The sequence below is a fragment of the Halorubrum luteum genome (genome assembly GCF_054652935.1).
In genome coordinates this window covers 527,670-552,559 of sequence record NZ_BAAIGT010000002.1, presented here as the reverse complement: position 1 = coordinate 552,559, position 24,890 = coordinate 527,670, and the positions used below count along the sequence as shown (strand labels likewise).

The 24,890-nt window shown below is 66.2% G+C and carries 26 protein-coding genes; 19 read left to right on the top strand and 7 right to left on the bottom strand.

Features of this window, described 5'->3' with window-relative positions; genetic code table 11:
* Positions 1-86: 86 nt before the first annotated feature.
* Positions 87-371, bottom strand: a complete 285-nt coding sequence (locus tag ACYQ0R_RS02730) for a hypothetical protein (RefSeq protein ID WP_459820809.1) — start codon at positions 369-371, stop codon at positions 87-89.
* Between the two features lie 72 nt (positions 372-443).
* Positions 444-2,831: a DEAD/DEAH box helicase gene (locus ACYQ0R_RS02725; RefSeq protein ID WP_459820808.1), complete on the bottom strand. Its 2,388-nt coding sequence runs from the start codon at positions 2,829-2,831 to the stop codon at positions 444-446.
* A 553-nt stretch (positions 2,832-3,384) separates the two neighbouring features.
* Here ACYQ0R_RS02725 and ACYQ0R_RS02720 point away from each other — a divergent pair.
* The 8 genes from ACYQ0R_RS02720 (at position 3,385) to ACYQ0R_RS02685 (ending at position 11,195) form a co-directional block, all read left to right on the top strand.
* A complete protein-coding gene (locus ACYQ0R_RS02720) occupies positions 3,385-3,969 on the top strand; it encodes a helix-turn-helix domain-containing protein (RefSeq protein ID WP_459820807.1) in 585 nt (194 codons plus the stop codon).
* Positions 3,970-4,194: 225 nt separating this feature from the next.
* Positions 4,195-5,520 carry a selenite/tellurite reduction operon rhodanese-like protein ExtH gene (gene extH / locus ACYQ0R_RS02715; RefSeq protein WP_459820806.1) on the top strand — a complete coding sequence of 442 codons (1,326 nt, stop codon included), beginning with the start codon at positions 4,195-4,197 and terminating at the stop codon, positions 5,518-5,520.
* 324 nt (positions 5,521-5,844) lie between these two features.
* Positions 5,845-6,072, top strand: a complete 228-nt coding sequence (locus tag ACYQ0R_RS02710) for a 4Fe-4S ferredoxin N-terminal domain-containing protein (protein ID WP_459820805.1) — start codon at positions 5,845-5,847, stop codon at positions 6,070-6,072.
* On the top strand, positions 6,065-8,353 hold the full coding sequence (locus ACYQ0R_RS02705; RefSeq protein WP_459820804.1) for a molybdopterin-dependent oxidoreductase: 2,289 nt from the start codon (positions 6,065-6,067) through the stop codon (positions 8,351-8,353). Before ACYQ0R_RS02710 ends, ACYQ0R_RS02705 begins: the two co-directional genes overlap by 8 nt.
* A 2-nt stretch (positions 8,354-8,355) precedes the next feature.
* A complete protein-coding gene (locus ACYQ0R_RS02700; protein ID WP_459820803.1) occupies positions 8,356-9,057 on the top strand; it encodes a 4Fe-4S dicluster domain-containing protein in 702 nt (233 codons plus the stop codon).
* Between the two features lie 5 nt (positions 9,058-9,062).
* Positions 9,063-10,133, top strand: a complete 1,071-nt coding sequence (locus ACYQ0R_RS02695; RefSeq protein ID WP_459820802.1) for a dehydrogenase — start codon at positions 9,063-9,065, stop codon at positions 10,131-10,133.
* A complete protein-coding gene (locus tag ACYQ0R_RS02690; protein ID WP_459820801.1) occupies positions 10,130-10,822 on the top strand; it encodes a TorD/DmsD family molecular chaperone in 693 nt (230 codons plus the stop codon). The genes ACYQ0R_RS02695 and ACYQ0R_RS02690 overlap by 4 nt, the downstream gene beginning before the upstream one ends.
* Positions 10,812-11,195 (top strand): helix-turn-helix domain-containing protein, encoded by a 384-nt coding sequence (locus tag ACYQ0R_RS02685; RefSeq protein WP_459820800.1) that lies wholly within the window; start codon positions 10,812-10,814, stop codon positions 11,193-11,195. The genes ACYQ0R_RS02690 and ACYQ0R_RS02685 overlap by 11 nt, the downstream gene beginning before the upstream one ends.
* A gap of 62 nt (positions 11,196-11,257) precedes the next feature.
* On the opposite strand, the gene ACYQ0R_RS02680 is transcribed toward ACYQ0R_RS02685, so the two are convergent.
* The 3 genes from ACYQ0R_RS02680 to dacZ form a co-directional block, all read right to left on the bottom strand.
* On the bottom strand, positions 11,258-12,262 hold the full coding sequence (locus ACYQ0R_RS02680; protein ID WP_459820799.1) for an arsenic resistance protein: 1,005 nt from the start codon (positions 12,260-12,262) through the stop codon (positions 11,258-11,260).
* Positions 12,263-12,449: 187 nt separating this feature from the next.
* The gene (locus tag ACYQ0R_RS02675) at positions 12,450-13,241 is read right to left on the bottom strand and encodes a mechanosensitive ion channel family protein (protein WP_459820798.1); all 792 of its coding nucleotides are present in this window, start codon (positions 13,239-13,241) and stop codon (positions 12,450-12,452) included.
* On the bottom strand, positions 13,241-14,050 hold the full coding sequence (gene dacZ, locus ACYQ0R_RS02670; RefSeq protein ID WP_459820797.1) for a diadenylate cyclase DacZ: 810 nt from the start codon (positions 14,048-14,050) through the stop codon (positions 13,241-13,243). The genes ACYQ0R_RS02675 and dacZ overlap by 1 nt, the downstream gene beginning before the upstream one ends.
* A gap of 125 nt (positions 14,051-14,175) precedes the next feature.
* Here dacZ and ACYQ0R_RS02665 point away from each other — a divergent pair, with 125 nt between their 5' ends.
* On the top strand, positions 14,176-14,619 hold the full coding sequence (locus tag ACYQ0R_RS02665) for a DUF5799 family protein (protein ID WP_459820796.1): 444 nt from the start codon (positions 14,176-14,178) through the stop codon (positions 14,617-14,619).
* 19 nt (positions 14,620-14,638) lie between these two features.
* Here ACYQ0R_RS02665 and ACYQ0R_RS02660 read toward each other — a convergent pair whose 3' ends face one another.
* The gene (locus ACYQ0R_RS02660) at positions 14,639-14,788 is read right to left on the bottom strand and encodes a DUF7557 family protein (protein ID WP_459820795.1); all 150 of its coding nucleotides are present in this window, start codon (positions 14,786-14,788) and stop codon (positions 14,639-14,641) included.
* Between the two features lie 268 nt (positions 14,789-15,056).
* On the opposite strand from ACYQ0R_RS02660, the gene trkA reads away from it, so the two are divergent.
* The 10 genes from trkA to ACYQ0R_RS02610 all read left to right on the top strand — a co-directional run bounded on the left by trkA (position 15,057) and on the right by ACYQ0R_RS02610 (position 23,993).
* Entirely contained in the window at positions 15,057-16,394 is a 1,338-nt protein-coding gene (gene trkA, locus ACYQ0R_RS02655; RefSeq protein WP_459820794.1) for a Trk system potassium transporter TrkA, read from the top strand.
* 1 nt (position 16,395) lies between these two features.
* Positions 16,396-17,922, top strand: a complete 1,527-nt coding sequence (locus tag ACYQ0R_RS02650) for a TrkH family potassium uptake protein (protein ID WP_459820793.1) — start codon at positions 16,396-16,398, stop codon at positions 17,920-17,922.
* Positions 17,923-17,984: 62 nt separating this feature from the next.
* The gene (locus ACYQ0R_RS02645; RefSeq protein WP_459820792.1) at positions 17,985-18,770 is read left to right on the top strand and encodes a CBS domain-containing protein; all 786 of its coding nucleotides are present in this window, start codon (positions 17,985-17,987) and stop codon (positions 18,768-18,770) included.
* Positions 18,771-18,876: 106 nt separating this feature from the next.
* On the top strand, positions 18,877-19,791 hold the full coding sequence (locus ACYQ0R_RS02640) for an NOP5/NOP56 family protein (RefSeq protein ID WP_459820791.1): 915 nt from the start codon (positions 18,877-18,879) through the stop codon (positions 19,789-19,791).
* Positions 19,784-20,425 carry a fibrillarin-like rRNA/tRNA 2'-O-methyltransferase gene (locus ACYQ0R_RS02635; protein WP_459820790.1) on the top strand — a complete coding sequence of 214 codons (642 nt, stop codon included), beginning with the start codon at positions 19,784-19,786 and terminating at the stop codon, positions 20,423-20,425. Before ACYQ0R_RS02640 ends, ACYQ0R_RS02635 begins: the two co-directional genes overlap by 8 nt.
* Positions 20,426-20,525: 100 nt before the next feature.
* Positions 20,526-21,605, top strand: coding sequence for a glutamate--cysteine ligase (locus ACYQ0R_RS02630; RefSeq protein WP_459820789.1), 1,080 nt, complete (start codon positions 20,526-20,528; stop codon positions 21,603-21,605).
* 93 nt (positions 21,606-21,698) lie between these two features.
* Positions 21,699-22,382 (top strand): ArsR family transcriptional regulator, encoded by a 684-nt coding sequence (locus ACYQ0R_RS02625; RefSeq protein ID WP_459820788.1) that lies wholly within the window; start codon positions 21,699-21,701, stop codon positions 22,380-22,382.
* Positions 22,383-22,513: 131 nt separating this feature from the next.
* A complete protein-coding gene (locus ACYQ0R_RS02620; protein ID WP_459820787.1) occupies positions 22,514-23,008 on the top strand; it encodes a phosphopantetheine adenylyltransferase in 495 nt (164 codons plus the stop codon).
* Complete coding sequence (locus ACYQ0R_RS02615; protein ID WP_459820786.1) at positions 23,005-23,421, top strand: hypothetical protein; 417 nt, start codon at positions 23,005-23,007, stop codon at positions 23,419-23,421. The genes ACYQ0R_RS02620 and ACYQ0R_RS02615 overlap by 4 nt, the downstream gene beginning before the upstream one ends.
* 170 nt (positions 23,422-23,591) lie before the next feature.
* A complete protein-coding gene (locus ACYQ0R_RS02610) occupies positions 23,592-23,993 on the top strand; it encodes a helix-turn-helix domain-containing protein (protein ID WP_459820785.1) in 402 nt (133 codons plus the stop codon).
* A 60-nt stretch (positions 23,994-24,053) separates the two neighbouring features.
* Here the strand turns inward: ACYQ0R_RS02610 and ACYQ0R_RS02605 are convergent, their stop codons facing one another.
* The gene (locus ACYQ0R_RS02605; RefSeq protein WP_459820784.1) at positions 24,054-24,722 is read right to left on the bottom strand and encodes a helix-turn-helix domain-containing protein; all 669 of its coding nucleotides are present in this window, start codon (positions 24,720-24,722) and stop codon (positions 24,054-24,056) included.
* Positions 24,723-24,890 lie beyond the last annotated feature (168 nt).

The following is a 24,890-nucleotide window of genomic DNA, read 5'->3' as shown; positions in this document are numbered from 1 at the left end:
GCGTGCCGGCCTCAAATCGCTTGTGTCCCCCCAACGACGACACGGTCGAGCACGAGACGGCGCTCGCGGAACGTGTCCCGGAACGATCAGTACTCGGCGAGCTCGTCGAGCTCGGCCGCCGCCTCGAGGTCGGTATCCCCGAGGAGCTTCCACGCGATGACGGCGAGCGCAACGACGACTGCGACGAGGAGCATCGCCCCACCCACCGCGCGTCCGAGAGCGCATCCGGAGTCGCCGTCGTCCGGCCCGGACGCTGCGGCCGCCTCGTGGTCGTCGCTCTCGTCGGCTGCCGTTCCGAACGTCTTCGAGCCGAGCTGGACGCTCGCTTCGTCGAAATGGATCTCGAGGAGCGTCAGCGATCGTTCAGTCATACGTCGACGTTCGCCGGCCAGCCGCTTAATGCTGCGGGGGATCCGCGCGCCGCGTGCCGGCAATCCGTGGATTCAATCGTGGACGGTAGACGTCTTCGCATCGTCGGTCCCGCCTTCCACGTCCGTCAACGCCTCCAGCAGGTGAACCGCCGGCGCCTTCGCGAGGGGCTCGTTCGCGTTCCCGCAGTGGGGTGACTGGACGCAGGCCGGACAGCCGTCCGTACAATCACAGCCGTCTATCAGGCGGGCCGTCCGGCCGATCAGCTCCTCGATTCGCTCGTGGCCCCGCCGGGTGAGCCCGACGCCGCCGGGGTAGCCGTCGTACACGAACACTGCAGGACCGTCGGTGTGTGGGTGGTACGGCGTCGAGAGCCCGCCGACGTCAGCGCGGTCACACAGGAGGTGGAACGGGAAAAGCGAGATGAGCCCGTGTTCGGCGGCGTGGATCCCGCCGTTGAACGCGTGTTCCCCGGCTCCGTCACCGTCGCACATCGACCGCATCGCAGCCTCGATCCCCTCTGGAACCGGGATGTAGAGCGCTCGCGTCCGGAGCGTCGTCTCCGGCAGATCCAGCGAGGACTCACCAAGCGACTCGCCGGTCGCCGCGTCCTTCCGAACGAACCCCGTGATCTGCTCGGTGACCGTCACGTCGGCGAACCGGATCGGCGTATCCGGTCGTCCGGCGAGGCTCCGCTCGTCGAGATCAGCGTTCACCACGACGTCCTTCTCGGAGAGCACCTGTGTGTAGTAGTCCGCCCACGACGACTGGAGGTGCGCGACATCGCGGTCGAGATCCAGTTCGGTCACCTCGTACGTGCGCCCCTGCTGATGGTAGATCGCACCCGGGTGTGCGTCGCGGAGCGCGTCTGCGAACCCGAGCGAGGCCACCGTCTCGTTCGAGGAGCGGTCCCGCAGGTCGATCTCGCGCTCCTCGGCGGTTCGGAGGCTCATCTCGTGTTGGGGGCTCGCTGCACCGTCGAACGTCCACCGCATCCCGCTCGCCGTGCTCCGCTGGTCCAGCCGCCCCTCCTCAGTCAGGTCGGCGACGACCGCCGGAAACGAGTCGCCGAAACGGCTCCGGTCGTCCGGCGACAGCCAGCTCTCGTCGGCGGCACACGCGACGTGACGGGCGAGCAGTCGGTCGTTCTCCGGGTCGCAGATCGCGTCCTCCGGCGGTGCATCGAAGAAATCGTCCGGATGGTTCATCAGGTACTGGTCGAGCTGGTCCTCACCGGCGACCATCACGACGAGCGCCGGGTCGTCGCCGCGGCCCGCGCGCCCAGCCCGCTGGTGCGCCGACATCCGCGTGCCGGGATAGCCGTCGAGGATCACCGCGTCGAGCCCGCCGACGTCGACGCCGAGCTCCAGCGCGTTCGTCGACCAGACGCCACGCAGCTCGCCCGCGTGCAGCTGCGATTCGATCTCCCGGCGCGTCTCGTTCGACAGCGCCGCCTGATACGCCCCCACGTTCGCAGCGAGCTCGTTGTGCCCCCGCTCGCGGAGTTCGCCGGCGCTGTCGGTGGCGTACTGCTCGGCCGTCTGTCGGGCCCGCGTAAACGTGAGCGTCTGCCGGCCGGACGCAACGAGGTCGACGAACAGCCGCTTGCTCTCGGTGTGACTCGAGCGGCGTCGGCCGCTCCCTCGCTCCCGCCAGTCGTCGTCGTACTCCGGCGGGTTCCACAACACCCAGTCGCGGGGCCCGTGGCCGGAGGTGTCCTCGTCGACGAGCGCGATCCGCTCCGGGTCGCGGCCGGTGACCGTCGCGGCGTGGTCGACGGGGTTGTTGATCGTCGCCGAGCAGCAGACGAACTGCGGGTCGGCGTCGAACCGCTCGCAGGTACGCGCGAGTCGCCGGAGCGTCAACGCGACCTGCGAGCCGAACACGCCGCGGTAGGTGTGGATCTCGTCGATGACGACGTACTCCAGCGAGGCGAAGAACCACTCCCACAGCCGTCCGGCGTACGGCAACAGCGCGTAATGGAGCATATCCGGATTCGACAGAAGCACCGTGGGTCGGCGGTCGCGAACGTCGCGTTTCTCCGCTCGCGAGAGTCGTCCGGTGTACGAGTCGACGGAGACGCGGCTCCCGAAGCCGAGCCCGCGAGCGAGTTCGGAGAGCGTCTCCTCCTGGTCGGCGATCAGCGCGTTCTGCGGACCGATGTACAGCGTCCGTCCGCCGTGGTCCATCGCGGCCTCGAACGCGGGAATCGTGTACGCGAGGGATTTGCCGCTCGCGGTCGCCGTGGCGAGCACCACGTCGTCGCCGTCGCGGAGCGCCGTGATCGCCTCGGCCTGATGGCGATACGGCCGATCGACCCCTCGGTCGGCGAGCGCGCTTGCGAGCCGAGCGTCGACGTCGACGTCCGCAAACTCCGGATCGCGTGCTGGGATGCGTCTGTGCGCCGCGATCTGTCCCTCGTAGTACGGGCGGCTGCGAAGCCAGTCGATGACGTCGTCCACGGTTCCGGAAAGGGCGGCAACGGCTAACAGATTGTGGTCGTCGGGTGGGAGGGTGTCGTCGCGACGACCGCAGGGGAGGAAGGCGGTCGTCCCGACCACGACGGGAGACAGGGTCGCTCACGAGTGCCGGTCGAGGACGGCTGTCACCACGATGGATGGGTGTCGTTCCGTCGCCGGTGTGAAACCGGCACGTGGACGAATGGCCTGTACGAGCACAAACGTTTGCCTCAGTATGACGGCTGTTTACGTACCCGAGTGCTCGACTCGCACGAGCGCCGAGAAGAGCTCACACGAGGATTTCTCACACACTGACAACCGAAGCGCAGTCGTCCGGTCCCGTTCCTACTCGTTGAGAATCCGTCGTTCACTTATCCTTCCCGGAGCCGTATCTGTCGCCAGGCAGATGGCGAACCACGGCACCGCGATATCCGACGAGGAAACGGCCGCTGACCCCCGCACGAGTCACGACACCGGATCGTCATCGGAGTCGACGATCGCGGAGGCTTGCACCAGGTTGGAACGATCGCCGTATCAAGATCGTGGTGTCCGAGCGGTGCTGGAGGTCGAGCGCGGCGGCTTCTGTCCGATGGACGAGTTCGAGGGGAACGTGCTCGACGTCGACGTTCGATACCAGATGGGGCAGTGTCTCGCGGAGGTCGAGCTGCTCGAGTGCGGCGAGACCAGCTCGTCGACGAAGCAGTTCTCCTCGCCGATCTGCGAGCACTGTCCGGGGATCGTGTTCTCACGCTACGGCTGTATCCCTCGCTTCTTAGAGACCGGCGAGGGCTCGTTCGTGGTCGAGACGCGGATCGACGACGTCGACACGCTCTCGACGATCGTCAACGAGATCCGACAGCGCTGCGCGAGCGTCACCGTCCGGTCGCTCACCTCGACCGAGGGTCCGGACGGGGTGGAGTCGTGTTCGGTGGATCTCACCTCGCTGACGCCGAAACAGCGCGAGGCGGTCTCGATCGCGCAGGACTGCGGCCACTACGATCCGGACTCGGACACGTCGCTTTCCGACGTCGCCGCGGAGCTCGACATCTCGACGTCGGCGCTCTCCCAGCGTCTCCAGCGCGCGGAGGGCAACGTCTTCAGACAGCTGAACTGCGAGTGTAGCTGCTGGCAGGACTCCTGACGAGGCTGCGACGTCGCAGTGGCGTATATAACATTCTAAACCGCCGTCGTCGCGGCCGGGAAGACGAAGAACCGCAGAAACCGACGCTCGCTGCACTGAACCCGCGTTTCTCTCGCACCCGGCGCTTCAGTGTCGATCACTGAGTCCGGATAGCGTATATAAAACCTTAATCGGTCCCGAGCATCTCCTATGGCCGGACGGAATAAACGTCTACCTGTGAGAGATATGAACGACGACTCCCACATGGACCGACTTAGCCTCAACCGCCGGTCGGTGCTCGCGGCGACCAGCATCGGTATCGGAGCCGCAGTCGCCGGCTGTGCCGACGACGAGCCGGAACCCGAGCCTGAAGAGGAGCCGGAGCCCGAAGAGGAGGAGCCCGAAGAAGAGGAACCCGAGCCCGAAGAGGAACAAGAGGAGGAGCTTCCGGACCCACAGGCGACCGAGAACGCCCTCATCGAGCCCGCGACGCTCAAAGAGTGGCAGGACGCGGGTCTCGTAAACAAAGAGGACGTGGACGGTGAGGACCGCGTCGTCATCCTGCGCGTCGACGACTGGTACGTCGACGCGGATCAGGAAGCAGAAATTCAGTCGTTCGAGGAGGGTCACGTTCCGGGGGCCGTCCCGATCGAGGCGGACGATATCCACGCGATGCGGCTCGAGGGGCTCGCCGAGGCCGCTCCGCTCGTCGCCACGGGCGACCAGATGGACGCCGTGATGGACAAAGCCGGCGTCTGTCCCGAAACGACGGTCGTCGTCTCGGGGTCCAGTCCGCTCCGGACCGCACGCGTGTACTGGACGCTGCGCTACTGGGGATTCCCCAGAGAGCGCGTCAAACTCCTCAACGGCGGCTACCACGCCTACGGCGAGGAGTACGGTCTCGAGGAGGGCGAGTTCGACCCCGGCGTCACCGCCGACGCCGACTTCAGCGTCCAGGCGAACGACGAGCTGAACAACGACCTCCGCCTCGGCGTCGCACAGATGATCCAGCGCGTCGACAACCTGAACGACGGGGAAAGCGACGACGTGATCCTCGAAAACCGCACCCACCCGCAGCCGGACATAATGATCTCGAACGCTGTCTGGGACGACGCGACCGCCACCCACGGCCACGATCACTACCGCGGGATGTACGACGACACCGCGACGTGGCTCGATCCCGACGAGGTCGAAGCTCACTACGACGAGCTCGGCGTTGGCCCCGACGACACCGTTCTCACCTACTGTGGGAGCGGCTACCGCGCCACCAAGAGCTTCTTCGCACTCGACGGGATCCTCGAGTACGACGACGTGATGGTGTACGACGGCTCCTACAGCAGGCAGTGGATCCAGTACGCGGGCGACGAGGTGCCCGACGAGTGGCGCGTCGACATGCACGACCGTACCGATGGCGACGAGGAGTGGGCCGACATCGAGGTCGCCGTCGACGAGATCCCCGACCTCGAGTCCGCGGAAGCCAACCAGGTCGAAGCCGAGGACATCGGCTACATGGGAGGCGAGATCGAGGAGGGCGACGGCGAGGACGGCGAAGGCGGCGACTGGGGCTGCTAATCGCTTCCCACTCCGGCCGCGGCGACCGACGTTCGACGGATCCCGTCGGAGTCTCGAAAGAAGCGCCGATGGTGGATCCCGAACGGTCCTCGAACGTTCGGCCATCTTCTGTCGGATCAGTATTTAAATCATTAAATCCGCTTCGCGAACGCGCGAAAATCGAGAGCGGCGGTGTTAGGCCCTAAAACCCGGAATGTATGGTTCTTTACGGATCTCCCTTCGTTCGGTGTTCGTACCAACGCACGTGGGGTGGTTATAAAACCTTCATCGGTCCCGAGTGTCGGCTATGGGGATCGGTCCCCTTGTTAGATATGTGAGCTACTGATGTCCCGAAACGACAAACTGGATCCGTTGGAAACGCTCGAATCGCTCGACACCGAGCCGGAACCGAGCGAGTACGATCAGGAGCTCGGCCGCGAGGTGGGCGAGGCCGCGATGCGCGTCGCGAACGGGGAGCTCTCCGAGGAGGAGTTCCACGAGCAGTACCACGAACGCTTCAAAGCCGAGTTCGGCGACGACTACGTCGCGCCAGGAGGGATCGACGATGAGTAGCGACCAGGGTGGCGGACTGAGCCTCTCCCGTCGGACGCTGTTGAAAACCACCGGTGCGGCCGCGGGAGTCGCGGGACTGAGCGGCTGTACCGACCTCATCGAGGGGGACACCGACCGCGACCTCAACCGCCTCGGTGACGCGGAGGTCGCGTTCGGGAACTGCTGGATGTGCTGTCACGACTGTAGCCAGAAGGCGTTCGTCAACGACGGAACCGTCGTGGACATCACGGGCGTCGACGGCAACCCACGAGGAAGCGCCGGCGCGGGCACCGAAGGAACCCTGTGTCCGAAGGGGCTGAACCAGCTCGATAAGACGCACGACCCCGACCGGATCAAACAGCCGTACATCCGCGAGGACGGCGAGCTTCGCGAGGCGTCGTGGGAGGAGGCGTTCGAGTACACCGCCGAACGATTGGAGGAGTTCGACGAGGAACACGGTGCGGAGACGTTCCTCGACGCCGGGAGCTGGGCTGAAACCCCCATCTTCCGCAACATCTGGCGGGACCTGTACGGCACGCCGGAGCGGATCGGTCGCGGCGTCCACGTCTGTGCCGGTCCGACGTTCGTCGCGGGCGGCATGATGGGCGTCGGCTCGAACAACCGGATGCCCGACTACCAGAACTCCGAGTACATCATCGCCTGGGGGCGAAACATGATGGAGGCGTTCGCCGGACAGTTCGAGCCGAAAGGCGTGCTCGAGGCGATCGACAACAACGACGCGACGCTCGTCACGATCGACCCCCAACACACCGAGACCGCCCAGAAATCCGATAAGTGGCTCCCGATCAAGCCGCGGACGGACGGCGCGCTCGCGCTGGCGATGGCGCACGTCATCATCGAGGAGGAGCTGTACGACGAGGAGTTCGTCGAGAACCACACGTACGGGTTCGAGGCGTACCGCGAGGCGGTCGAGGACAAAACCCCCGAGTGGGCCGCCGAGATCACCGGCCTCGACGCCGACGACATCCGGGAGGTCGCGATCGGCTTCGCCGAGGCAGCGCCGCAGGCGGGGATCAGCATCTGGACCGGCGTCGCACAGGTCGGTAACGGCTGGAAGAACGCCCAGAACATCACCGCGCTGAACGGGCTCGTCGGCAACATCGACCGTCCCGGCGGACTCCGGATGTGGCAGTCCGCGGAGCTCGCGGACCCGTTCGAGGTGCGGGACATCGACCTGCCGAACAACGCGGAGGGGAAGACCCCGGCGCTCCAGCAGTACGACGAGTATTCGGAGTACCCGGCACGCCACATCGAGGGGATCGCCCACAACCTCGTACCCGATATGGTCGAGAACGGCCACATCAACGGCATCTACTGCCACCACGACATGCCGTTGAAGGACGGCAACGCGCAGGGCTGGCTCGATGCCATCGAGGAGATGGATCTGGTCATCGCCGTCGACGCGTACTGGAACGGGGTCACCCGGAACGCGGACGTGGTGTTCGCGGACGCGACGCAGCTCGAGAAGGATACGGTGAACAACGGTAGCTGGAACGCCTACAGCGACAAGACGTGGGTGACCGGCGGGCAGGCCGCCGTCGAGCCGCAGTTCAACACGAAGCCGGACTACGACATCCTCGTCGGGGTCGCCGAGGCGATGGGCTGGGGCGAGTACTTCCCGTGGGACGACGCCGAGGAGTTCATCGACGACCAGCTCTCGATCCACGACCTCACGCTCGCGGAGCTCAGCAGTGGCGAGAAGAACTACGAGCTGATAGACGAGTACCCGTACGAGCAGTGGGGTGACGACTACGAGTTCCAGTTCGATCTCGACCGGATCCCGCCGCTCGTGCAGGCGGCAGAGGAGGCCGGGATGGACACCGCTCCCGAGTGGATCCCGCCGGGAACGTACGGCGACGAGCTGAGCGACGAGTACCCGCTCAACTTCTTCGACACGCGAGCCGTGTACTTCTCGCACGGCAGCGACCAGGCGCTCGACCGACTGCTCCAGAAGTACGCCGAGCGACACGATCTCGAGGGCGAGGAGTACCGCGGGAACTACCTCGTGATGAACCCGCGGGACGCCGAACCGCGCGGGATCGAGAGCGGCGACACGGTTCGACTCGAATCCGAGACCGGAAGCGGCGAGCTGATGGCGTACGTGAGCGAGCGAACCCAGCCCGGCTTCATCACGTCGGAGTACGGGTTCGGCGAGGGGTCGCTCCGACCCGACGACGAGGGGATGAACACGATGTTACTACACGACAAACAGATGGATCCGATCACGGGACAGCCCGACAGACACGTCGCTTCCGACGTTACGAAGGTGGGAGGTGACTGACGATGGGAGAACAGTGGATGTTCTACTTCGACCCGAACCGGTGTATCGGCTGTCACGCCTGTTCGATCTCGTGTAGTCAGCGACACAACCGCGACGCCGACGCCGACGACTGGCGGACGGTGACCCACCTCAGCAGGGGGGAGTACCCCGACTTCGAGGAGGTGCCGGTGTCGATGTCGTGTATGCACTGTCACGACGCGCCGTGTGAGAAGGTGTGTCCGCCGGACGCGATCGAAAAGCGCGAAGAGGACGGCATCGTCACCGTCGACCGGGACCTCTGTATCGGCTGTCACTACTGTGCGTGGGCGTGTCCGTACGGCGCGCCGACGTACGGCGAGGAGGGGCTCATGTCGAAATGTAACATGTGTCTCGGCGAGGGGCCCGGAAGCGGACACGGGAAGCCGGCGAAACGGAAGCCGGAGGACGGCGGCGCCAAACCCTCGTGTGTCGACAACTGCGTCGGCGACGCGATCAAGGCCGGTCCGGTGACTGACGTGATGGAGGAGGCGTCCGAGTCGGCGGCACAGCGGTTCAGGAACGGCGCATACGACTCACGCGTTATCGTGGAGCCGATGGACGAGGACGCGACCGCGTCGCTGGGCGAGGCCGGCGATGCGGCGGCGGACGCCAGCGGCACCGACGCGACCGCCTCGGTCGACGGGGGCGGCGTCGATGGGCGTGAGTCCGACTGGCTCAACGGGTGATCACGATGACGACCGCACTCATCGCACTGGAGACGTTCGTCGGGTTCCGGTGGCTCCCGGCCGACTACTGGGATCTGTCGATCCCGGTGTATCTCTACCTCGCGGCGCTCGCCGGGGGTGCGTATCTCACGGGCGCGTCCGCCTGCTTCATTCGGTCGTGGCGGGGGTCCGGAGCCTGCTGTTTGGAGTCGGAGATCGCCCGGTGGGGGTTCCTGATCTCGGTGTTCAGCGCCGCGGGCGCGGGACTGGCCGTGATATCACACCTCGCGGTGGTGTACCGAGCGCTGCTGTTTCCGGTGTATCTCACCAACTTCAGCTCGTGGATCACGATCGGGACGTGGATCCTCGTGATCCTGTCGGTGCTCGCCACGGTGTGTCTGGTGCTCCAGCTGTTCGGCGAGTCCGCGGCGGCCGACGACGGTGCGAGCCTCTGGCCGCGAGTCATCGTCGCGAAGCTGGGGATCCTCGGAACGGTCGACCGACTCGTCGACCGGGTTCGCCCGCCGATGGCGGGGTTCGCGGCGCTACACGTGCTCGGGAGCCTCTTCGCGCTGGCGACGATCTACACGGGATTCGAGCTGTCGATCGTCGAGACGGTGCCGCTGTGGAACGAGCCGGCGATCGTTCCGGCGCTGTTCCTGACCAGCGGCGTCGCAGCCGGGATCGGCCTCACGCTCGCGGTCACGATGCTGTTCGAGCGGGAGATCGGTCCGGTGTTCGGTGGCTACGCGGTCGCCGTCGGCGTGCTCTCCGGCGTGAGCTTGCTGATCGCGGGGTACGGCTGGACGCTCCTCGCCGGAAGCGAGGCGCCGGCCGCGAGCGCCTCCTACGGCGCGCTGACGAGCGGCACGCTGGCGATCGGCGTCTGGGTCGTCGTCATCGGCCTGGTGTTGGCACTGCTGGCCGGCATCGCGTTCGGCGTCGCCGCGGTCGCGGGACGGCTACCCGAGCCCGTCGAGCGAGCCGGCGGCCCGATACTGATCGGTTCCTTCGGGCTCCTCACGGTGAGCGGGCTCGTGATGCGGATCCTGTTCCTGCTCGCGGCCGAACAGCACCCGGTGGTGGTCGTCGCATGACGGCCGCCGAACGCGAGGCGGTCGCGACGGACGGACTCGGCGAGGACGACGTCGCCGACGAACCTGCCGGCGGTGACCTTGCAGACGAGGAACCCCCTCTCGAGGCGCTCGCGGAGCTGCACACGCTGCTCGCGCGGTGTTTCGAGCAGCCGAGCGACGAGACGTCCGAGGCGCTCCGGTCCGGCGCGGTGGTGGAGCACATTCGGGAGCGAGCCGACGGCCTGGAGATCGACCTCGACCGGCCCGAGCTTCCGGACCGCCCGAGTGAGGCGTATCTCCGGACGTTCGAGGGGTTCGAGGGTGGCGGGTACGCACCGCCCGCGGAGTCGGTTTACAAGCCGTGGTGGGACGGGACCGACCGCGGTATCCTCTCGGGTCCGCCCGCACACGACATGGAGCGCCGATACGAGGCGGTCGGGATCGAGACGCCCGACGCGTATCCGGCGGACCACGTCGCGCTCGAACTGGAGTACGCGAGTCTTCTGTTGGAGCGCGGGGCCGACGCGGAGTACGTCGCGTTCGCCGAGACACATCTCGACTGGATGCCGGCGCTCCGCGAACGCATCGAACGGACCAGCGACGTGGCGCTCCACCGGTGGGCGGCTCGGACGCTCGAAACCGTCGTGCAGCGATCGGTGACGGCTCTCGAAGGAGGTGCGGATGGGGGTGACGCCACGGATGAGCAGTAGCTCGTCGTGTGAGGTCGACCCGTCGGAGCAGGGGCGCGGCGGCGAGGTTCGAATGAGTCTCTCGGTGTCCGACCCCGAAGCCGCTCGCGACCTGCTCGTGTGTCTCGGGGACAACGCCGGGATCTCACTGTCGATCGACTGCGTGACGCAGGAGGGGTCGCCGCCGTGCGTGATCACGGTCGACGACCTGTCGGAGCAGCAGCTCGAGACGGCCGAAGTCGCCGTCGAGCGGGGCTATTACGAGAAGCCCCGGGAAGCGTCGCTCTCCGAGCTCGCCGAGGAGTTCGACGTGTCGAACTCGGCGGTGTCACAGCGGCTGAGCAACGTCGAGCGGAAGCTCGTTCGCTCACTCGTCGAGTCGTGCCGGGTTTGAGTGGGTCGGCACACCGACCCACCGATCCACCGTTTTCGGCTTGCCAGCTCCCGATGACGACGTTATAACACCGACGAGATCGCCTCTCGAAGACTCAGTCCTTCGTCGACGACGTCGCGCCGGTAGTGCATATAAAAGGCTCCGAGCGGCGGCTGGAGCACGTACGCAAGCGCGATGGGGAGGACCGCCGTCTGCGGTATCGTCGGCGAGGCGACGACGACCGCCACCGCGATCGAGAGGTTTCGCATGCTCGTCGCGTACACGAGCGCGACCCCGCTGGCGGTGTCGAGCAGGAGCCGTCCCAGCGCCGCGCCGACGGCGAGGATCGCCGCATAAAACAGCACGAGCGGGACGACAGTGAGCGCGGAGGCGATCGGGTCCGCGAGGATGCTCTCCGAGCGCATCGCCATCGCGATGAACACGATGAGCATCACGCCGAACGAGCTGAGGCCGCCGAACGTCGGTTTGAGCCGCTTGAACCCCTGCTGTCCGTAGCGGCGGAGCAGCCCTCTGCGCGTGAGATTGCCCGCGACCATGGGGACGACGACGATCAGCGCCAGCTGGCGGTACAGCGCGCTCGGATCGAAGCCGACCTCCGCCGGAATCAACGCGGCGAGGTACGCCGGCAGAACGGCGACGGCGACGAGGAGGTTGACGGCCATCGCCACGAGCGCGGACTCGAGGTCGCCGTTCGCGAGCCCCGTCCACGCCGCGGTCATCCCCGATGTCGGGATCAGCGCGATGAAGTATAAACCGATCGCGTAGCCCACGTTGCCGTCGAAAAACAGTCGTGCGAGCCCGACCGCAACCAGCGGCGCGATCCCGAAGTTCACGACGAGACTCAAAAACACCGTTCCCGCGTGGCTTCTGACGTTCACGACCTCCTTGAGGTCGATGTTGATCATCATCGGATAGATCATGAGGAACAACACCGGGAGGACCGCGGCCTGGAGGGCGCTTTCGGCCTCGGCACCGACGACCTGCCCGAACGCGAGTCCGGCCACGAGCGACCCGAGAACGACGTAGATCAGGTTCGATTTGATCGCCGTGAGAAACGCTCGTATCATGTTGGTTTAAATTGGAATATACGTACAAGACTATTTCGGTCCCGAACGGGGCCACGGACGGAGCTCTCTGGCGGAGTCGAAACGGCCGCTACGACACGCCGTCGTAGACCGTCGGTGGAGCCGCCGTCGTGGGTCGTCGGTGGAGCCGCCGTCGTGGGTCGTCCGTGGGGCCGGCGCCGGCGAGTGGTCACTCCCGGATGCGGACGATTCCGTCGCGAAACACCACGTGGTTCGGCACGACGTGCTCTTCGCCGTCGGTTTCGATGTGTGTGACGAACAGGTCGACCTCCTGGACGATCCCGCGCCGGTTCGCCACCTTCACCTCGTCGCCGATCCCGTACGGCTGCCGCAACAGGAGAAACACGCCCGCGGCGGCCGACGCGAGCAGATCCTTCGTCGCCAGCGCGGTGAACAGCACGACTGCGAACGCGTACGCCGCGAGCAGCACGACGAGCGCCAGCGTCTCGATGCCGATCTGTCCGAGCGCGATGAGCACCGCGACGTAGACGACGCTGTACTTGACGAGCGGCGGGAAGAGTCCGCTTTCGGGGAGCTTGACGCCGCGGAGCCGCTCGGCGACGAGCAGCTCGACTTTGTCGCCGAGCACGACGCCGACGATCAACACGAGAGCGGCGACGAACAGCTTGGGGAGAAAGGTGGCGACGTCCGACCAGAACAGATCGACGTACTCGACGTTCGCAACTGTCAACGCGACGATGATCGTGACGCCGGCGATGAAGTATCCCGATAGCTTCGCGACGATGCTGACCGTCGAAGTGCCGAACTCCCGGGCGGTCCGCTCGAACGCGGTCCCCTCGATCGCTTCGGGCACGCCTGCCCGTCGCAACAGCCGCCGGTTCACCACCACGACGAGATACGCCAGTAACAGCCCGACGATGAGAACGAACAGGGCGAGCCAGATTCGGTCCGGGACGGGATCCAGAAGCTCCGAAAGTCGGGAGACGGTCTGCGGCGTCATCAGTACTCCTCCGGATCGATCTCCATGATGAGTGCACCGCGTTTAAACGCCCGGACGAGCCCGTCGGACTCCGACAACACGATCGCCGTCGCGTTCGTGTCGCGGGTGATCGCACCGCCGGCCATATGGCGAGCACCGAGTCCTTTCGGGATGTCGACGCCCTCGGCGGCCGGCTCGAGATACCGATACGCGGAGACGATCTTCCCGGAGTCGGAGATGACGAACGCGCCGTCGAGCCGCGAGAACTCCTTTAACATCACGTTGACGATCGGATCGCCGACGTGGACGTGTGACTTCTCGAACGGGTTGTAGCTCAGGGGCCGCGATTTGTTCATCACCTTTCCTGCGTCGCCGACGACGAACAGCGCGCCCACCGGCTTCCCTTTCTGTCCCTTCTTGCCGAGCTCGATCGCGACCTCGAACACGTCGCGGATCACGCCGGGGTCCGCTCGGGAGTTGACGAACAGATCGTAGATCCCCGTATGTAACGCGTCGTCGACCGAAACGCGAACGACGGCGTCGGTCTCACCGTCGAAGACCGACGCGACACAGACGACCGAATCGCCCTCGGCGACGAGATCGCCGTCGATCGCACCCTCGATCCCGAACCGAATCCGGTCGCGGACGTTCTCGAACTGGAGCGGCAGCTCGACGAACGTCTCCGCGTTGACGTCGTTGTCGGGTGCGACGACGACGACGTCCGTCTCGTCCGCAGTGAACCGCTCGTGGAACGAGCCGGTCGGCGAGAACAGGAACACCGCGTCCGCATCGTCGACGAGGTCGGCGAGATGATCGGTGAGAGACGCCATCGGTACGTACGGCAACTCCCGGCGTCCCTATAGACGTTGCGTCGGCGTCACGCGGACGTCCGACGCGCCGCAGTGGTGGTCCGGTGCAGGAACGGCCTTTTTATTCTCACCCGCCAACGTCCGGTATGAGCGATTGGACGGACGCGATCGTCGGAGAGCGGATGGCCGTCGACAGACAGTTCAACGACCGGCTGGCGTCATCCCGGTTTTCGAGCCAGGAGTGGGGGTTGATCATGACCGCGGCGGAGTTCGAGATCGAGAACGCGGACGACCCGGACGCGGCGCGGATCGTGGCAGACACGTCGAACCTGCCCGCGATCATGCCCGAACTGGAGAACGTCCGGTCACAGGTCGCCGCGATGGGCAGTGCGCCGGGTGGCGAGAGCGGCTCCTCAGGCGGCGTGCTCGACTCGATCAGGGACGCGATCGGACTCGGGGGCGGCGATGGCCCGGACGACGAGGAGCTGGAGGCGGCCGAGCGGCTCCTCCAGGAGTACGCCGACGAACTACAGCGTCATCTCGAGGACGCCGGAAAATGGGAGCAGGTGCGCGTTTCCTATCAGGAGTAAACCGGAGGGAGTGGCGTGCTCACTCCCATTCGCTTCCGCGGAACAGCGCCAGCTCGCCGGCTTCGTAGATGTTGATCAGCTCGTTCACGATCTCGTCGTACTCCTCGTCGTCGATCCGAAGCGCGTCGAGCCGCTCGACCGTCTCCTCGTCGAGGTGTATCTGGGGCATGCGTGGTAGTTCTCGGTCCCGGGTAAAAAACCCGCTGACCGATCGCACCGCTTCGTCCCGTCGTCGTCACCGATCGAGATCCACGACGACCGCTCCCGACGGAGTCCTCTCACGCCTCTGTCCCGGAAGCCGGGCCCGGCCCCTCGTGTCCGGCGTGCACGACTCCGCACGTCGGCCTCGGTGATCCGTTGGCATCGGTGATCCGTTGGCTGCAACCGTCCGCACCCCGATAGTAACCCACTTTACGCTCCCGTGACTCGTGGAGACCATGCATGTGGTCATCATCGGCGCTGGCGAGGTCGGAACGGCGATCGCCGCCAATCTCGCGTCCGACCACGAGGTCGTCGTCGTCGATATCGACCCGAACACCGCGGAGCGACTCAAGTTCGAGTTCGACGTGCTCACGCTGGCCGGCGACGGCACGACGACCGCGACGCTGGAGGCGGCCGACGTCCCGAACTCGGACATGGTCATCGCCTGCACCGATGACGACCGGACGAACCTCGTCGCCTGCGGCACCGCGAAGACGCTCGGCGACGCGTTCACGATCGCGCGGACGAAAAACACCGAGTACCTCCGGACGTGGGAGCGGGACGAGACCGCCTACGGCGTCGACTTCATGGTGTGTACGGATCTCCTCACCGCGGAGAACATCGTTCGCGTCATCGGGCTCCCGGCGGCCATCGACGTCGACCCGTTCGCCGGCGGGATCGTTCAGATGGTCGAGTTCGAGGTCGGCTCGGAGAGTCCGGTCGCCGGCCAGACCGTCGCGGAGGCCGACCGGTTCGAGTCGCTCACGTTCGCCGGCCTGTTCAGGGACGGTGAGATGATCCTCGCTGCCGGCGACACCGTGATCGAGGCGGGCGACCGGGCGGTCGTCATCGGCAGTCCGGAGAGCGTCCAGGCGTTCGCGATGGACATCGCTCCCGAGACGACGCCGGACAGCGCCGACGAGATCGTCGTCGTGGGCGGTAGCGAGATCGGGTATCAGTCCGCACGCCTCCTCGAGGAACGTGGGCTGAAACCACGGCTCATCGAGGAGGACGGGGATCGGGCCCGCTGGCTGGCCGAGAAGCTCCCGAACACGGTCGTGATGGAACACGACGCGACCGACACGGAGTTTCTCTCACGCGAACACGTCGACGAGGCGGACATCGTCGTCGCGGCGCTCGAGTCCGACGAGAAGAACCTCCTCGTGTCGGTTCTCGCGAAGCGGCTGGGCGTCGATCGGGTCGTCGCCGTCGTCGACAGCTCCGACTACGTCACCGTGTTCGAGGAGATCGGCATCGACGTCGCGGTCAACCCGCGGACGGTCACCGCCGAGGAGATCACGCGGTTCACCTTCGAGAGCACCGCGGAGAACATCGCGGTGCTGGAGAACGACCAGGCCGAAGTCCTCGAGCTCGAACTCGCCGCCGACTGCGCGCTCGTCGGGCGGCCGATCAGCGAGTTGGTCGAGGAGATCGACGCGAAGTTCGTGGTCGGCGCGATCACGAGGGACAGAGAGCTCGTCACACCCCGTGGGGACACGGTGCTTCGCCCGGGCGACCACATCGTCGTCTTCGTCGAGTCGGCGTTCGTGAGCGAGCTCGCGTCGATGGCCTGAGATGCTCGGCGTGAGCGACCGGCTCGACGGGATCCGCATCCGCGTCCGTTGGCGCGCGAGCAGCGACCTCACCGGCACCGTGCTCACGTATCTCGCGGGACCGCTCGCGTTCCCCCTCCTGCTGGCGGTGTACTACGGGGAGTCGGTGCTCCCGTTCGTCGCGGCGATCGCGGTCACCCTCGCGCTGGGCGGCGGGCTCCGGTACGTCGGGGACGCCGAGGCGGATCTGGGCCCGCGCGAGGCGTTCCTCGCGGTCGCGCTGATCTGGCTGCTCGTCGCCGCCGTGGGCGCGATCCCGTTCGTCGTCGCCGGCGTCGGAACGATCGCACATCCCGTCAACGCGATGTTCGAGGCGATGAGCGGACTGACGACGACCGGCGCGACCGTGCTCGAGGACTTTTCCGTCCACTCGCGGTCGGTCATGATGTGGCGGCAGGTGATCCAGTGGCTCGGCGGGCTCGGCATCCTGATCCTGGCGACCGCGGTGCTCTCCGAGCTCGGCGTCGGTGGCGCACAGCTGATGGAGTCGGAGACACAGACCCGCGACCTCAACAAGCTCACGCCGAAGATATCGGAGACCGCGCGGCTCCTCTGGGGACTGTACGTCGGTATCACGCTGCTCGCGGTCGGCGTCTACTTCGCGCTGGGGCTCGCGCTCGACCCGCGCATGGACCTGTACAACGCGGTCGCACACGCGTTCACCTCGGTCGCGACCGCCGGCTTCTCCCCGGAGCCGCTGAGCGTCGGCGCGTTCCACCCAGTCATCCAGTGGGCGGTGATCCCCTTTATGATCGTGGGGTCGACGAGCTTCGTCCTGCTGTACTTCTTCATCAACGGCGATCCGGAACGGCTGCTCCGCAACGAGGAGTTCCACTTCTATCTCGGCGCGCTGGCCGCGATCTCCGGGATCGTCGCGCTGTCGCTGTTTTTTGATCCGGGCACGGAGTTCGGGTTCGAGGAAACGGTCCGTCACGCGCTGTTCAACGTCGCCTCCCTCGTGACGACGACCGGCTACGCGAGCACGGATTTCGAGCTGTGGTCACCCGCGGCCAAGAACATGCTGTTTCTCAGCATGTTCATCGGTGGGATGGTCGGGTCGACCACCTGCTCGATAAAATCGCTCCGGTGGCTCGTCGCGCTGAAGGCGTTCCGGCGGAACCTGTTCACCAGCGTGCATCCGGACGCCGTGCGACCCGTTCGCGTGTCCGGGTCACCGGTGGACGAGGAAGTGATCCGCGACATCTACGCGTACCTGCTTTTGAGCATCATCATCTTCTTTCTGCTCACCGTCTTCGTCGTCGTCGACGCGGCTCGCGTCGGGATCAGCGTCTCCGAGTTCGAGGCGATGGGTGCGGCTGCCTCGACGTTTTTAAACATCGGTCCGGCGTTCGGCGACGCGGGACCGTACGGTACGTACGCCTCCTTCCCGCTGAGCACGCGGGCCGTCATGATCGTGTTGATGTGGATCGGGCGGATCGAGATCATCCCCGTGCTCGTGCTGTTCACGAAAGCGTTCTGGACGTCGTAGGCGGTCGAAACCGGGCGACGCCTCCCACCTCTTTTTAAGACGCCGTCACCTACGTCGGTGACATGAGCGGCAAACCGACCGTCAAGGAGTATATGACCCGCGAGGTCGAGACGGTCTCGCCGGACGACACCGTCGGCGAGGTCTCCGCGCGGATGATCGAAAGCGCCGGTCACAACGGGTTTCCCGTCACGAGCGGTCGGACGGTCGAGGGGTTCGTGTCGGCTCGTGATCTCCTCGGTGCCGAAGACGAGGACGCGCCGGTGTTCACCGTGATGTCCGCGGAGCTGGTCGTCGCGCATCCGGAGATGAAGATAACGGACGCGGCTCGCGTCATCTTACGCTCCGGGATCCAGAAGCTCCCCGTCGTCGACGACGCGGACAACCTCGTCGGGATCATCTCGAACACCGACGTCGTTCGGTCACAGATCGAGCGGGCGACGCCCGGAAAGGTGGGAAAGCTGATGCGGACGCTCGAGCAGATCCACGGCGTCGAGATCGAGGAGGAGCGGCGCGAGATCCGCCTCGACAAGCTCACGCCGACACAGGCGCGGGTGTACGCCGACGAGCTCGAGGGGCGACAGTACGAACTGGAGCGTGGGCTCGCCGAACCGCTCGTCGTCATCGACAACGGCGGGAAGCTGTATCTCGCCGACGGCCACCATCGCGTGATGGCCGCCCACGAGATGGGGCTGGCGGAGATGGATGCGTACGTTATCATACCGAACAGTCCGGTAGAGCTCGGGATGGCGAAGACTGCCGAGAAGGAGGATCTCTCCCAGATAGCCGATATCGAGATCGTCGACTACGCGCGACACCCGCTCGTGGAGACGACGAAGCGATTACAGTGAACGGTATTTTTCAGCCAGACATATCTTTCCCTAGGACGGCGAACGTCCACGCATGAGTCAGAACCCGGTCGGGACGTCTTTATATACCCGGCTGTAACTTTGCGGCATGACCGACGACAGCCGCGGGACGGAGGCCGGATGGTTCGCGGGCGTCGACCCGGACGACCCGGCGTCCGGCGCGACCGCGGTCCAGGAGGGAACCGCCGACTCGCCGCGGGACTGGCCGCGACTCGCCGTCGAGAGCGGCTTCACAGCGGACGAGCAGGAGTACTACGATCGGCTCCGCGAGGCGACGACGACCGCGACTCGGGAGGCGGTTCGCGAACGCGAGCGGGCCGACGACCGACAGCTGATCCACGCGATCCGCGCCGTGGACGACTGTGAACGAACCGCAAACGAGCTGGCAGAACGCGCCGCGGAGTGGGCGGGCGGACTGTTCGACGACGCGTCGCCGGGGATCGACGGTGCACGCGAGGTCGCGCGGCGGGAGCCCGAGACTGACGCGGAGCGGCGGGCGGTGTCGCTTTCGACCCGCGTCGTCGACCTCGCCGACGAGCGCGACGAGCTGGCGGCGTACGTCGAGCGCGTCGCGCCGGCGGTTGCTCCCAACCTCTCTGCGATGGCCGGCCCGGAGCTCGCCGCGCGGCTCATCGATCTCGCCGGGGGGCTGGAGTCGTTGGCGAAGAAGCCGTCGGGAACGGTGCAGCTGCTCGGCGCGGAGGACGCGCTGTTCGCACATCTCTCCGGCCGGGCTCCCTCTCCGAAACACGGCGTCATCTACACGCACGAGTTCGTCCGCAACACCCGCACAGAGGATCGCGGTTCGGCTGCGCGCGCGTTCGCCGGCAAGCTGACGCTTGCGGCCCGGGTCGACCACTACTCCGGAACGTTCCGCGAGGAGCTGCACGAGGATCTCCGCGAGCGGATGGCAACGATCCGAGCGCGCGCGGAGACTCACTCCGACGGTGCGGACGCTGCCGGCGCGGACGATGACGGCACGACGGGGGTCGGCGATGAGTGAGCAACCTCCCCTCCCGGACGGCGTGGAGCACCGCGAGTTCGACGGGGAAGCGCGACTCGCGACGCGTGGCGAGCCGGTTTACGGCGAGCCGACGGACGGTGCGTGGCGAGCGTGGAACCCGGATCGATCGAAGCTGGGCGGCATGCTGGAACTCGGCTTCGACACCGGCCTCTCCGGCGGGGAGACGGCTCTGTATCTGGGCGCTGCCGCAGGGACGACCGTGAGCCACGTCGCCGACTTCGCCGGTCCGACGTACGCGATCGAGTTCGCGCCACGGCCCGCACGCGACCTGCTCGCGGCAGCCGAATCGCGCGAGCAGCTGTTTCCGCTGTTGAAGGACGCCCGCAAGCCGGAGACGTACGCCCACGTCGTCGAGAGCGACGTCGACGTCGTCGTCCAGGACGTCGCCACGCGCGGGCAGGCCGCCGTTGCGGTTCGGAACGCTCGATTCCTCGCCGACGATGGGCGACTCCTGCTGGCGGTGAAAGCGCGAAGCGAGGACGTGACCGCCGACCCGGACTCGGTGTTCGATCGCGTCCTCGACGAGCTTCGGAGTCGTTACGAGATTCTCGACACCGGACGACTCGACCGCTACCACGAGGACCATCTCGGCGTCGTGGCGACGCCCCGATGAGCGCTCTCCGGGGGAGGACGTCGTCGGCCGCACGGATCGATACCGACACGCGCGTCCGGCTTCACACCTTATAAGAACGGCCGGGGGTTATGGGGGTGTAATGGAACTCGGTTCGCGGGACGCCTTCGAGCGCATGGGGACGCTCGGTATCGAGGAGGAGTTTTTCATCGTCGACGCCGACGGGCGTCCGACCTCCGGAACCGACGATCTGGTGTACGGCAGCGAACCGCCGGACGCGGTTCCAAACGGGTTCGACCACGAGCTTTTTAAATGCACCATCGAAGCGCAGGTCCCCAGACTGTCGGGCCCCGAGGAGGCTCCGGAGGCGATCGCGGCGGTTCGGGAGGCGCTCGTCGACCACGCTGCCGACCACGGGTACGGGATCGCCTCGGCCGGACTTCACCCGGCCGCGAAATGGCGCGAGCTCGACCACGCCCAGAAACCCCGCTACCGGTCACAGCTCGATCGTATACAGTACCCACAGCACCGAAACACGACGTCCGGACTCCACGTCCACGTCGGCATCGACGACGCTGATAAGGCCGTGTGGATCGCGAACGAACTCCGGTGGTACAGTCCGATTCTGCTCGCACTGTCGGCGAACTCGCCGTTCTGGAACGGGTTCGACACTGGGCTCGCATCCGCCCGAGCGAAGGTGTTCGAGAACCTACCGAACACCGGGATGCCGTCCGCATTCGACGATTTCGAGGCGTTCCAGCGGTTCGAGCGGCGCATGTTGGAACACGGCTCCATCGAGGACCGCGGTGAACTCTGGTTCGACGTGCGCCCACACACGGCCCACGGCACCGTCGAGGTCCGGGCCCCGGACGCACAGGCCGATCCGGACGTGACGCTGGCGTTCGTGGAGTACGTACACGCGCTCGTCGTCGACCTCGCGGAACGCTACGAGAACGACGAGTCGACGCCGACGCTTCGCCGCGAACTGTTGGACGAAAACAAGTGGCGCGCGATCCGGCACGGCCACGACGCCTCGTTCGTCACCCGGGACGGTGAGGACACGGTATCGCTCGGCGAGGTCGTCGCGTCCGAGACCGACCGACTCGGCGTCGATCGCCTGTCCGCGGTGTACGACGGGGAAAGCGGCAGCGCGCGACAGCGCCGGATCCGCGACGCCGAGGGGATGGACGCGCTGTGTGCGGACCTGTTGGTCTCGCCGTGACGGCGTTCGCGTTCGCGCTCGCGCCCGCCCTGGGTTTCGTTGGCTCGAAGACGACGAGAAACCCTTTTGAGCACGCGGAGCCCAGTGTCCGACATGACTGTCGACGACGAGAGCGAGGAGGACTCTCCCACGGAGCGGACTCGCGAGGAGCTCCGAAAAACCAAGGAGCGACTGGGAGAGGGAGCCGACAAGGCGGTCAAGGGGTTCGACGATAACGTCGTTGACCTCCTCTCGTGGCTGCTGGATACGGAAACGAGAGCCCGGATCTACGTGTTTCTCCGCGAACACCCGAACAGCACCAGCGAGGAAGTGGCGGACGGGACGGGGCTGTACCCAAGCACCGTCCGCGAGGCGCTTGCCGAACTTCACGACGAGGAGAAACTCGAACGGCGCAAGCGGGAGGCGAGCGGAGCCGGCAACAACCCGTACGAGTACGAGGCGATCGCGCCGAGCGAACTCGTGCAACGCGTCGTCGGCGACGTGCAACAGGAGTTGAACGCAGTGTTCAACCTCGACCGCCGTCTCGGTGGTGAGTCGCCCGAGGGAGATGCGGAGCCCGTACAGATCTCGGTCGACGGTGTCGACTCCGAGTCGTCCGTCGATGACGAGGCTGGCTCCGAAGACGACGAGGCTGGCTCCGAAGACGACGAGGCTGGCTCCGAAGACGACGAGGCTGGCTCCGAAGACGACGAGGCTGGCTCCGAAGACGACGAGGCTGGCTCCGAAGACGACGATGACGTCCCGGATGGCGAGTCGACCGCCGACTCGCGGGAGTGAGCCGTCAGCGGTACGTCCACTCGTAGCTCGGTGCGAGAGAACACACCTGTACTCCGGCCCGAACGTGGAGACGTTTCGCGTATCGCGTCGGCTTCGGGACGTTTTAAGGGTTTGCCACCGGACCGGTAGGTATGAACGTCGCGCTGGGTGGCACGTTCGATCCGATCCACGACGGCCACCGGAAGCTGTTCGAGCGGGCATTCGAGATCGGCGACGTCACCGTGGGCCTCACGTCCGATGAGCTCGCTCCGCGGACTCGTCACGTGGAGCGGTACGTTCGCCCGTTCGACGCCCGAAAGCGCGATCTCGAAGTGGAGCTGCAGTCGTTCGCGGAGACGTACGACCGTGAGTTCGAGGTGCGTCGGCTCGACGAGCCGACCGGTATCGCCGTCGAGCCACAGTTCGATGCGCTCATCGTCTCGCCGGAGACGAAGGAGGGTGGCAAGCGCATCAACGAGATACGGACGAACCGAGGCCACGACCCGCTCGAGATCGTCGTGGTCGATCACGTTCCCGCCGCGGACGGCGAACGGATCTCCTCGACGCGCATCGTCAGCGGCGAGATCGACGAACACGGAAACCTCACCCCCGACCGTGAGGGACGGGGGGCGACCCGACCGGAATGACGAGTCTCAACGCGACGCTGGTCGGCGAGTCCGGATTCGAGCGAGCGACCGTCTGGTGTGCGGTCGGGTTCGCGCTTACCGCCGCGGCGTTCGAGGCTGCCGCCCGCTTCGGTGCGCCGCCGACAGACTGGCTCCTCGTTGTCTGTGTGTCGCTCACGGCGGTCGCGGCGATCGCCTTTGCACGAATCGGTGGGGGCGTCGGTCCCACCGTGCTGCTCGCCTTCGGTCCGTTCGCGGGAGCACTGGTCGGCCCGTTTGTTGGGGCGCTGATCGGCCCGTTTGACACCGTGCCCGCCGTAGCGTCACCGCTCGAGTCCTTCGGGATCGCCGTCCTTGCAGCCACCGCGGCCGGCGTGGCGAGCTATCTGATCGGGCGGGCGCTCGCGTCGTCCGAACGGGCCGCGTTGAGTTAGCGGCAAATCCGGTCGGAGTCAGTTGACCGAATAGCTCGTCGTTGAGGACGGTTCGGCCGGCGCTCGCTCCGTCGGTGAGTTCTAAAGGGGTTTATATTACAGCCCGAACCGTTTGCCCGTCCGTCTCGAAGCTGTACTCGGTTGAGACGACAGACCCCGCCAACAGAACGATGATCGACGACCCGGACATGGACCACACTGACGAGACGTACACCATCACCGTCGACGCCGGAGCTGCGGGTGGCATAGGCGACGTGCTCAAAGCGATCGCGAGCATCGACGGGACCGATCTCGCGATCCGCGACGTCCGGACGTTGGACGGGGAGACGGTGACCGTCGACACGAGCGTGTTAACCGACGTTCAACGCGAGACGCTGGTTCGTGCGGTCGAGGCCGGCTACTACTCGACGCCGCGAGCAGTGAGTCTGGACTCCCTCGCGGATGAGTTCGACGTCTCGAAGTCGGCGGTGTCACAGCGACTCAGAAAGGCGGAAGCGACGATCGCACAGCGGGTCGTGAGCGAGATCGCGCCGGATCGGTCGGGGAACCACGCAACCGACGGCGTCGAGTAGCGGCCGTCGAGTAGCGGCCGCCGTACACGTTTTCACGGTCGCCGTTTGTATCGAGCTGTGCTACCGCGTTCCGACGGTGGATTCGAGTTCGTACAGCTGTTCGATGAGCGTCGACTCCGCGGCCGTGAGCCGTTGGGAGACCGCCGAACGCGACACGTCCAGTCGTGCCGCGAGATCGCTGAGGTCGGCATCTCTCGGCGTCTCGTAGTACCCCTCCTCGAAGGCGACCTCGATCGCCTCCCGCTGTTTGTCCGTGATCGATTCGGCATCGAGGGTGATCTGTCGTCGAGACCGAGATGACTCGGTGCGTGCGATGCTCCGAAGTTCGACGGTCGCGCCGCGATCCCTGAGCGCCTCGATGATCGACGAGAGCACCGCTCTCGACGGAAGCGAGACGGACACAACTACCTCTCCTCTCGAGACGGCCTCGACGGACGAGACACAGTCGTGCTCGCAGAACACCGGACAGATACAGCCGTCCTCCAGCCGCTTGCCGACCATGCGCGTTCCGGACGACGTTTCGACGGTCGCCCGGCATTCACAGGCGCCCCCGCAAGACCCGTCGGGACAGACGAGATCGTGGGCGACGACGGTCCGCTCGCGGTTGTCGCCGCTGAGGGGACACGAGTGGCCGCTGCGCGGCTGCACGCGAAGCTCTGCCCGAAGTCCCTCGCGGTCGTCGGTGCGCGGCTCCGCGAGCGAGCCGGAGGCGCAGTGTGTCGACGTCATACCATCCCGTTCGACTTCGACCGTTTAGTAAACGCCGTGGTTTTTCAGATCGCTGGAATCACGCCGCTAACGCGAGTAAAGCGGCTCTCAACAGCTGAGGACCACTCGAAGAAACCCTTCAACTGTCCACACCCGTCATATCATTGAAATTGGCGTCCGCAGGTGGAC

Excerpts from the sequence above, each read along its gene's own strand:
- ACYQ0R_RS02730 (WP_459820809.1), bottom strand. The coding sequence starts at position 371 with ATGACTGAACGATCGCTGACGCTCCTCGAGATCCATTTCGACGAAGCG.
- extH (WP_459820806.1), top strand. The coding sequence starts at position 4,195 with ATGAACGACGACTCCCACATGGACCGACTTAGCCTCAACCGCCGGTCG.
- ACYQ0R_RS02710 (WP_459820805.1), top strand. The coding sequence starts at position 5,845 with ATGTCCCGAAACGACAAACTGGATCCGTTGGAAACGCTCGAATCGCTC.
- ACYQ0R_RS02705 (WP_459820804.1), top strand. The coding sequence starts at position 6,065 with ATGAGTAGCGACCAGGGTGGCGGACTGAGCCTCTCCCGTCGGACGCTG.
- ACYQ0R_RS02700 (WP_459820803.1), top strand. The coding sequence starts at position 8,356 with ATGGGAGAACAGTGGATGTTCTACTTCGACCCGAACCGGTGTATCGGC.
- ACYQ0R_RS02695 (WP_459820802.1), top strand. The coding sequence starts at position 9,063 with ATGACGACCGCACTCATCGCACTGGAGACGTTCGTCGGGTTCCGGTGG.
- ACYQ0R_RS02690 (WP_459820801.1), top strand. The coding sequence starts at position 10,130 with ATGACGGCCGCCGAACGCGAGGCGGTCGCGACGGACGGACTCGGCGAG.
- ACYQ0R_RS02685 (WP_459820800.1), top strand. The coding sequence starts at position 10,812 with ATGAGCAGTAGCTCGTCGTGTGAGGTCGACCCGTCGGAGCAGGGGCGC.
- ACYQ0R_RS02680 (WP_459820799.1), bottom strand. The coding sequence starts at position 12,262 with ATGATACGAGCGTTTCTCACGGCGATCAAATCGAACCTGATCTACGTC.
- ACYQ0R_RS02675 (WP_459820798.1), bottom strand. The coding sequence starts at position 13,241 with ATGACGCCGCAGACCGTCTCCCGACTTTCGGAGCTTCTGGATCCCGTC.
- dacZ (WP_459820797.1), bottom strand. The coding sequence starts at position 14,050 with ATGGCGTCTCTCACCGATCATCTCGCCGACCTCGTCGACGATGCGGAC.
- ACYQ0R_RS02665 (WP_459820796.1), top strand. The coding sequence starts at position 14,176 with ATGAGCGATTGGACGGACGCGATCGTCGGAGAGCGGATGGCCGTCGAC.
- ACYQ0R_RS02660 (WP_459820795.1), bottom strand. The coding sequence starts at position 14,788 with ATGCCCCAGATACACCTCGACGAGGAGACGGTCGAGCGGCTCGACGCG.
- trkA (WP_459820794.1), top strand. The coding sequence starts at position 15,057 with ATGCATGTGGTCATCATCGGCGCTGGCGAGGTCGGAACGGCGATCGCC.
- ACYQ0R_RS02650 (WP_459820793.1), top strand. The coding sequence starts at position 16,396 with ATGCTCGGCGTGAGCGACCGGCTCGACGGGATCCGCATCCGCGTCCGT.
- ACYQ0R_RS02645 (WP_459820792.1), top strand. The coding sequence starts at position 17,985 with ATGAGCGGCAAACCGACCGTCAAGGAGTATATGACCCGCGAGGTCGAG.
- ACYQ0R_RS02640 (WP_459820791.1), top strand. The coding sequence starts at position 18,877 with ATGACCGACGACAGCCGCGGGACGGAGGCCGGATGGTTCGCGGGCGTC.
- ACYQ0R_RS02635 (WP_459820790.1), top strand. The coding sequence starts at position 19,784 with ATGAGTGAGCAACCTCCCCTCCCGGACGGCGTGGAGCACCGCGAGTTC.
- ACYQ0R_RS02630 (WP_459820789.1), top strand. The coding sequence starts at position 20,526 with ATGGAACTCGGTTCGCGGGACGCCTTCGAGCGCATGGGGACGCTCGGT.
- ACYQ0R_RS02625 (WP_459820788.1), top strand. The coding sequence starts at position 21,699 with ATGACTGTCGACGACGAGAGCGAGGAGGACTCTCCCACGGAGCGGACT.
- ACYQ0R_RS02620 (WP_459820787.1), top strand. The coding sequence starts at position 22,514 with ATGAACGTCGCGCTGGGTGGCACGTTCGATCCGATCCACGACGGCCAC.
- ACYQ0R_RS02615 (WP_459820786.1), top strand. The coding sequence starts at position 23,005 with ATGACGAGTCTCAACGCGACGCTGGTCGGCGAGTCCGGATTCGAGCGA.
- ACYQ0R_RS02610 (WP_459820785.1), top strand. The coding sequence starts at position 23,592 with ATGATCGACGACCCGGACATGGACCACACTGACGAGACGTACACCATC.
- ACYQ0R_RS02605 (WP_459820784.1), bottom strand. The coding sequence starts at position 24,722 with ATGACGTCGACACACTGCGCCTCCGGCTCGCTCGCGGAGCCGCGCACC.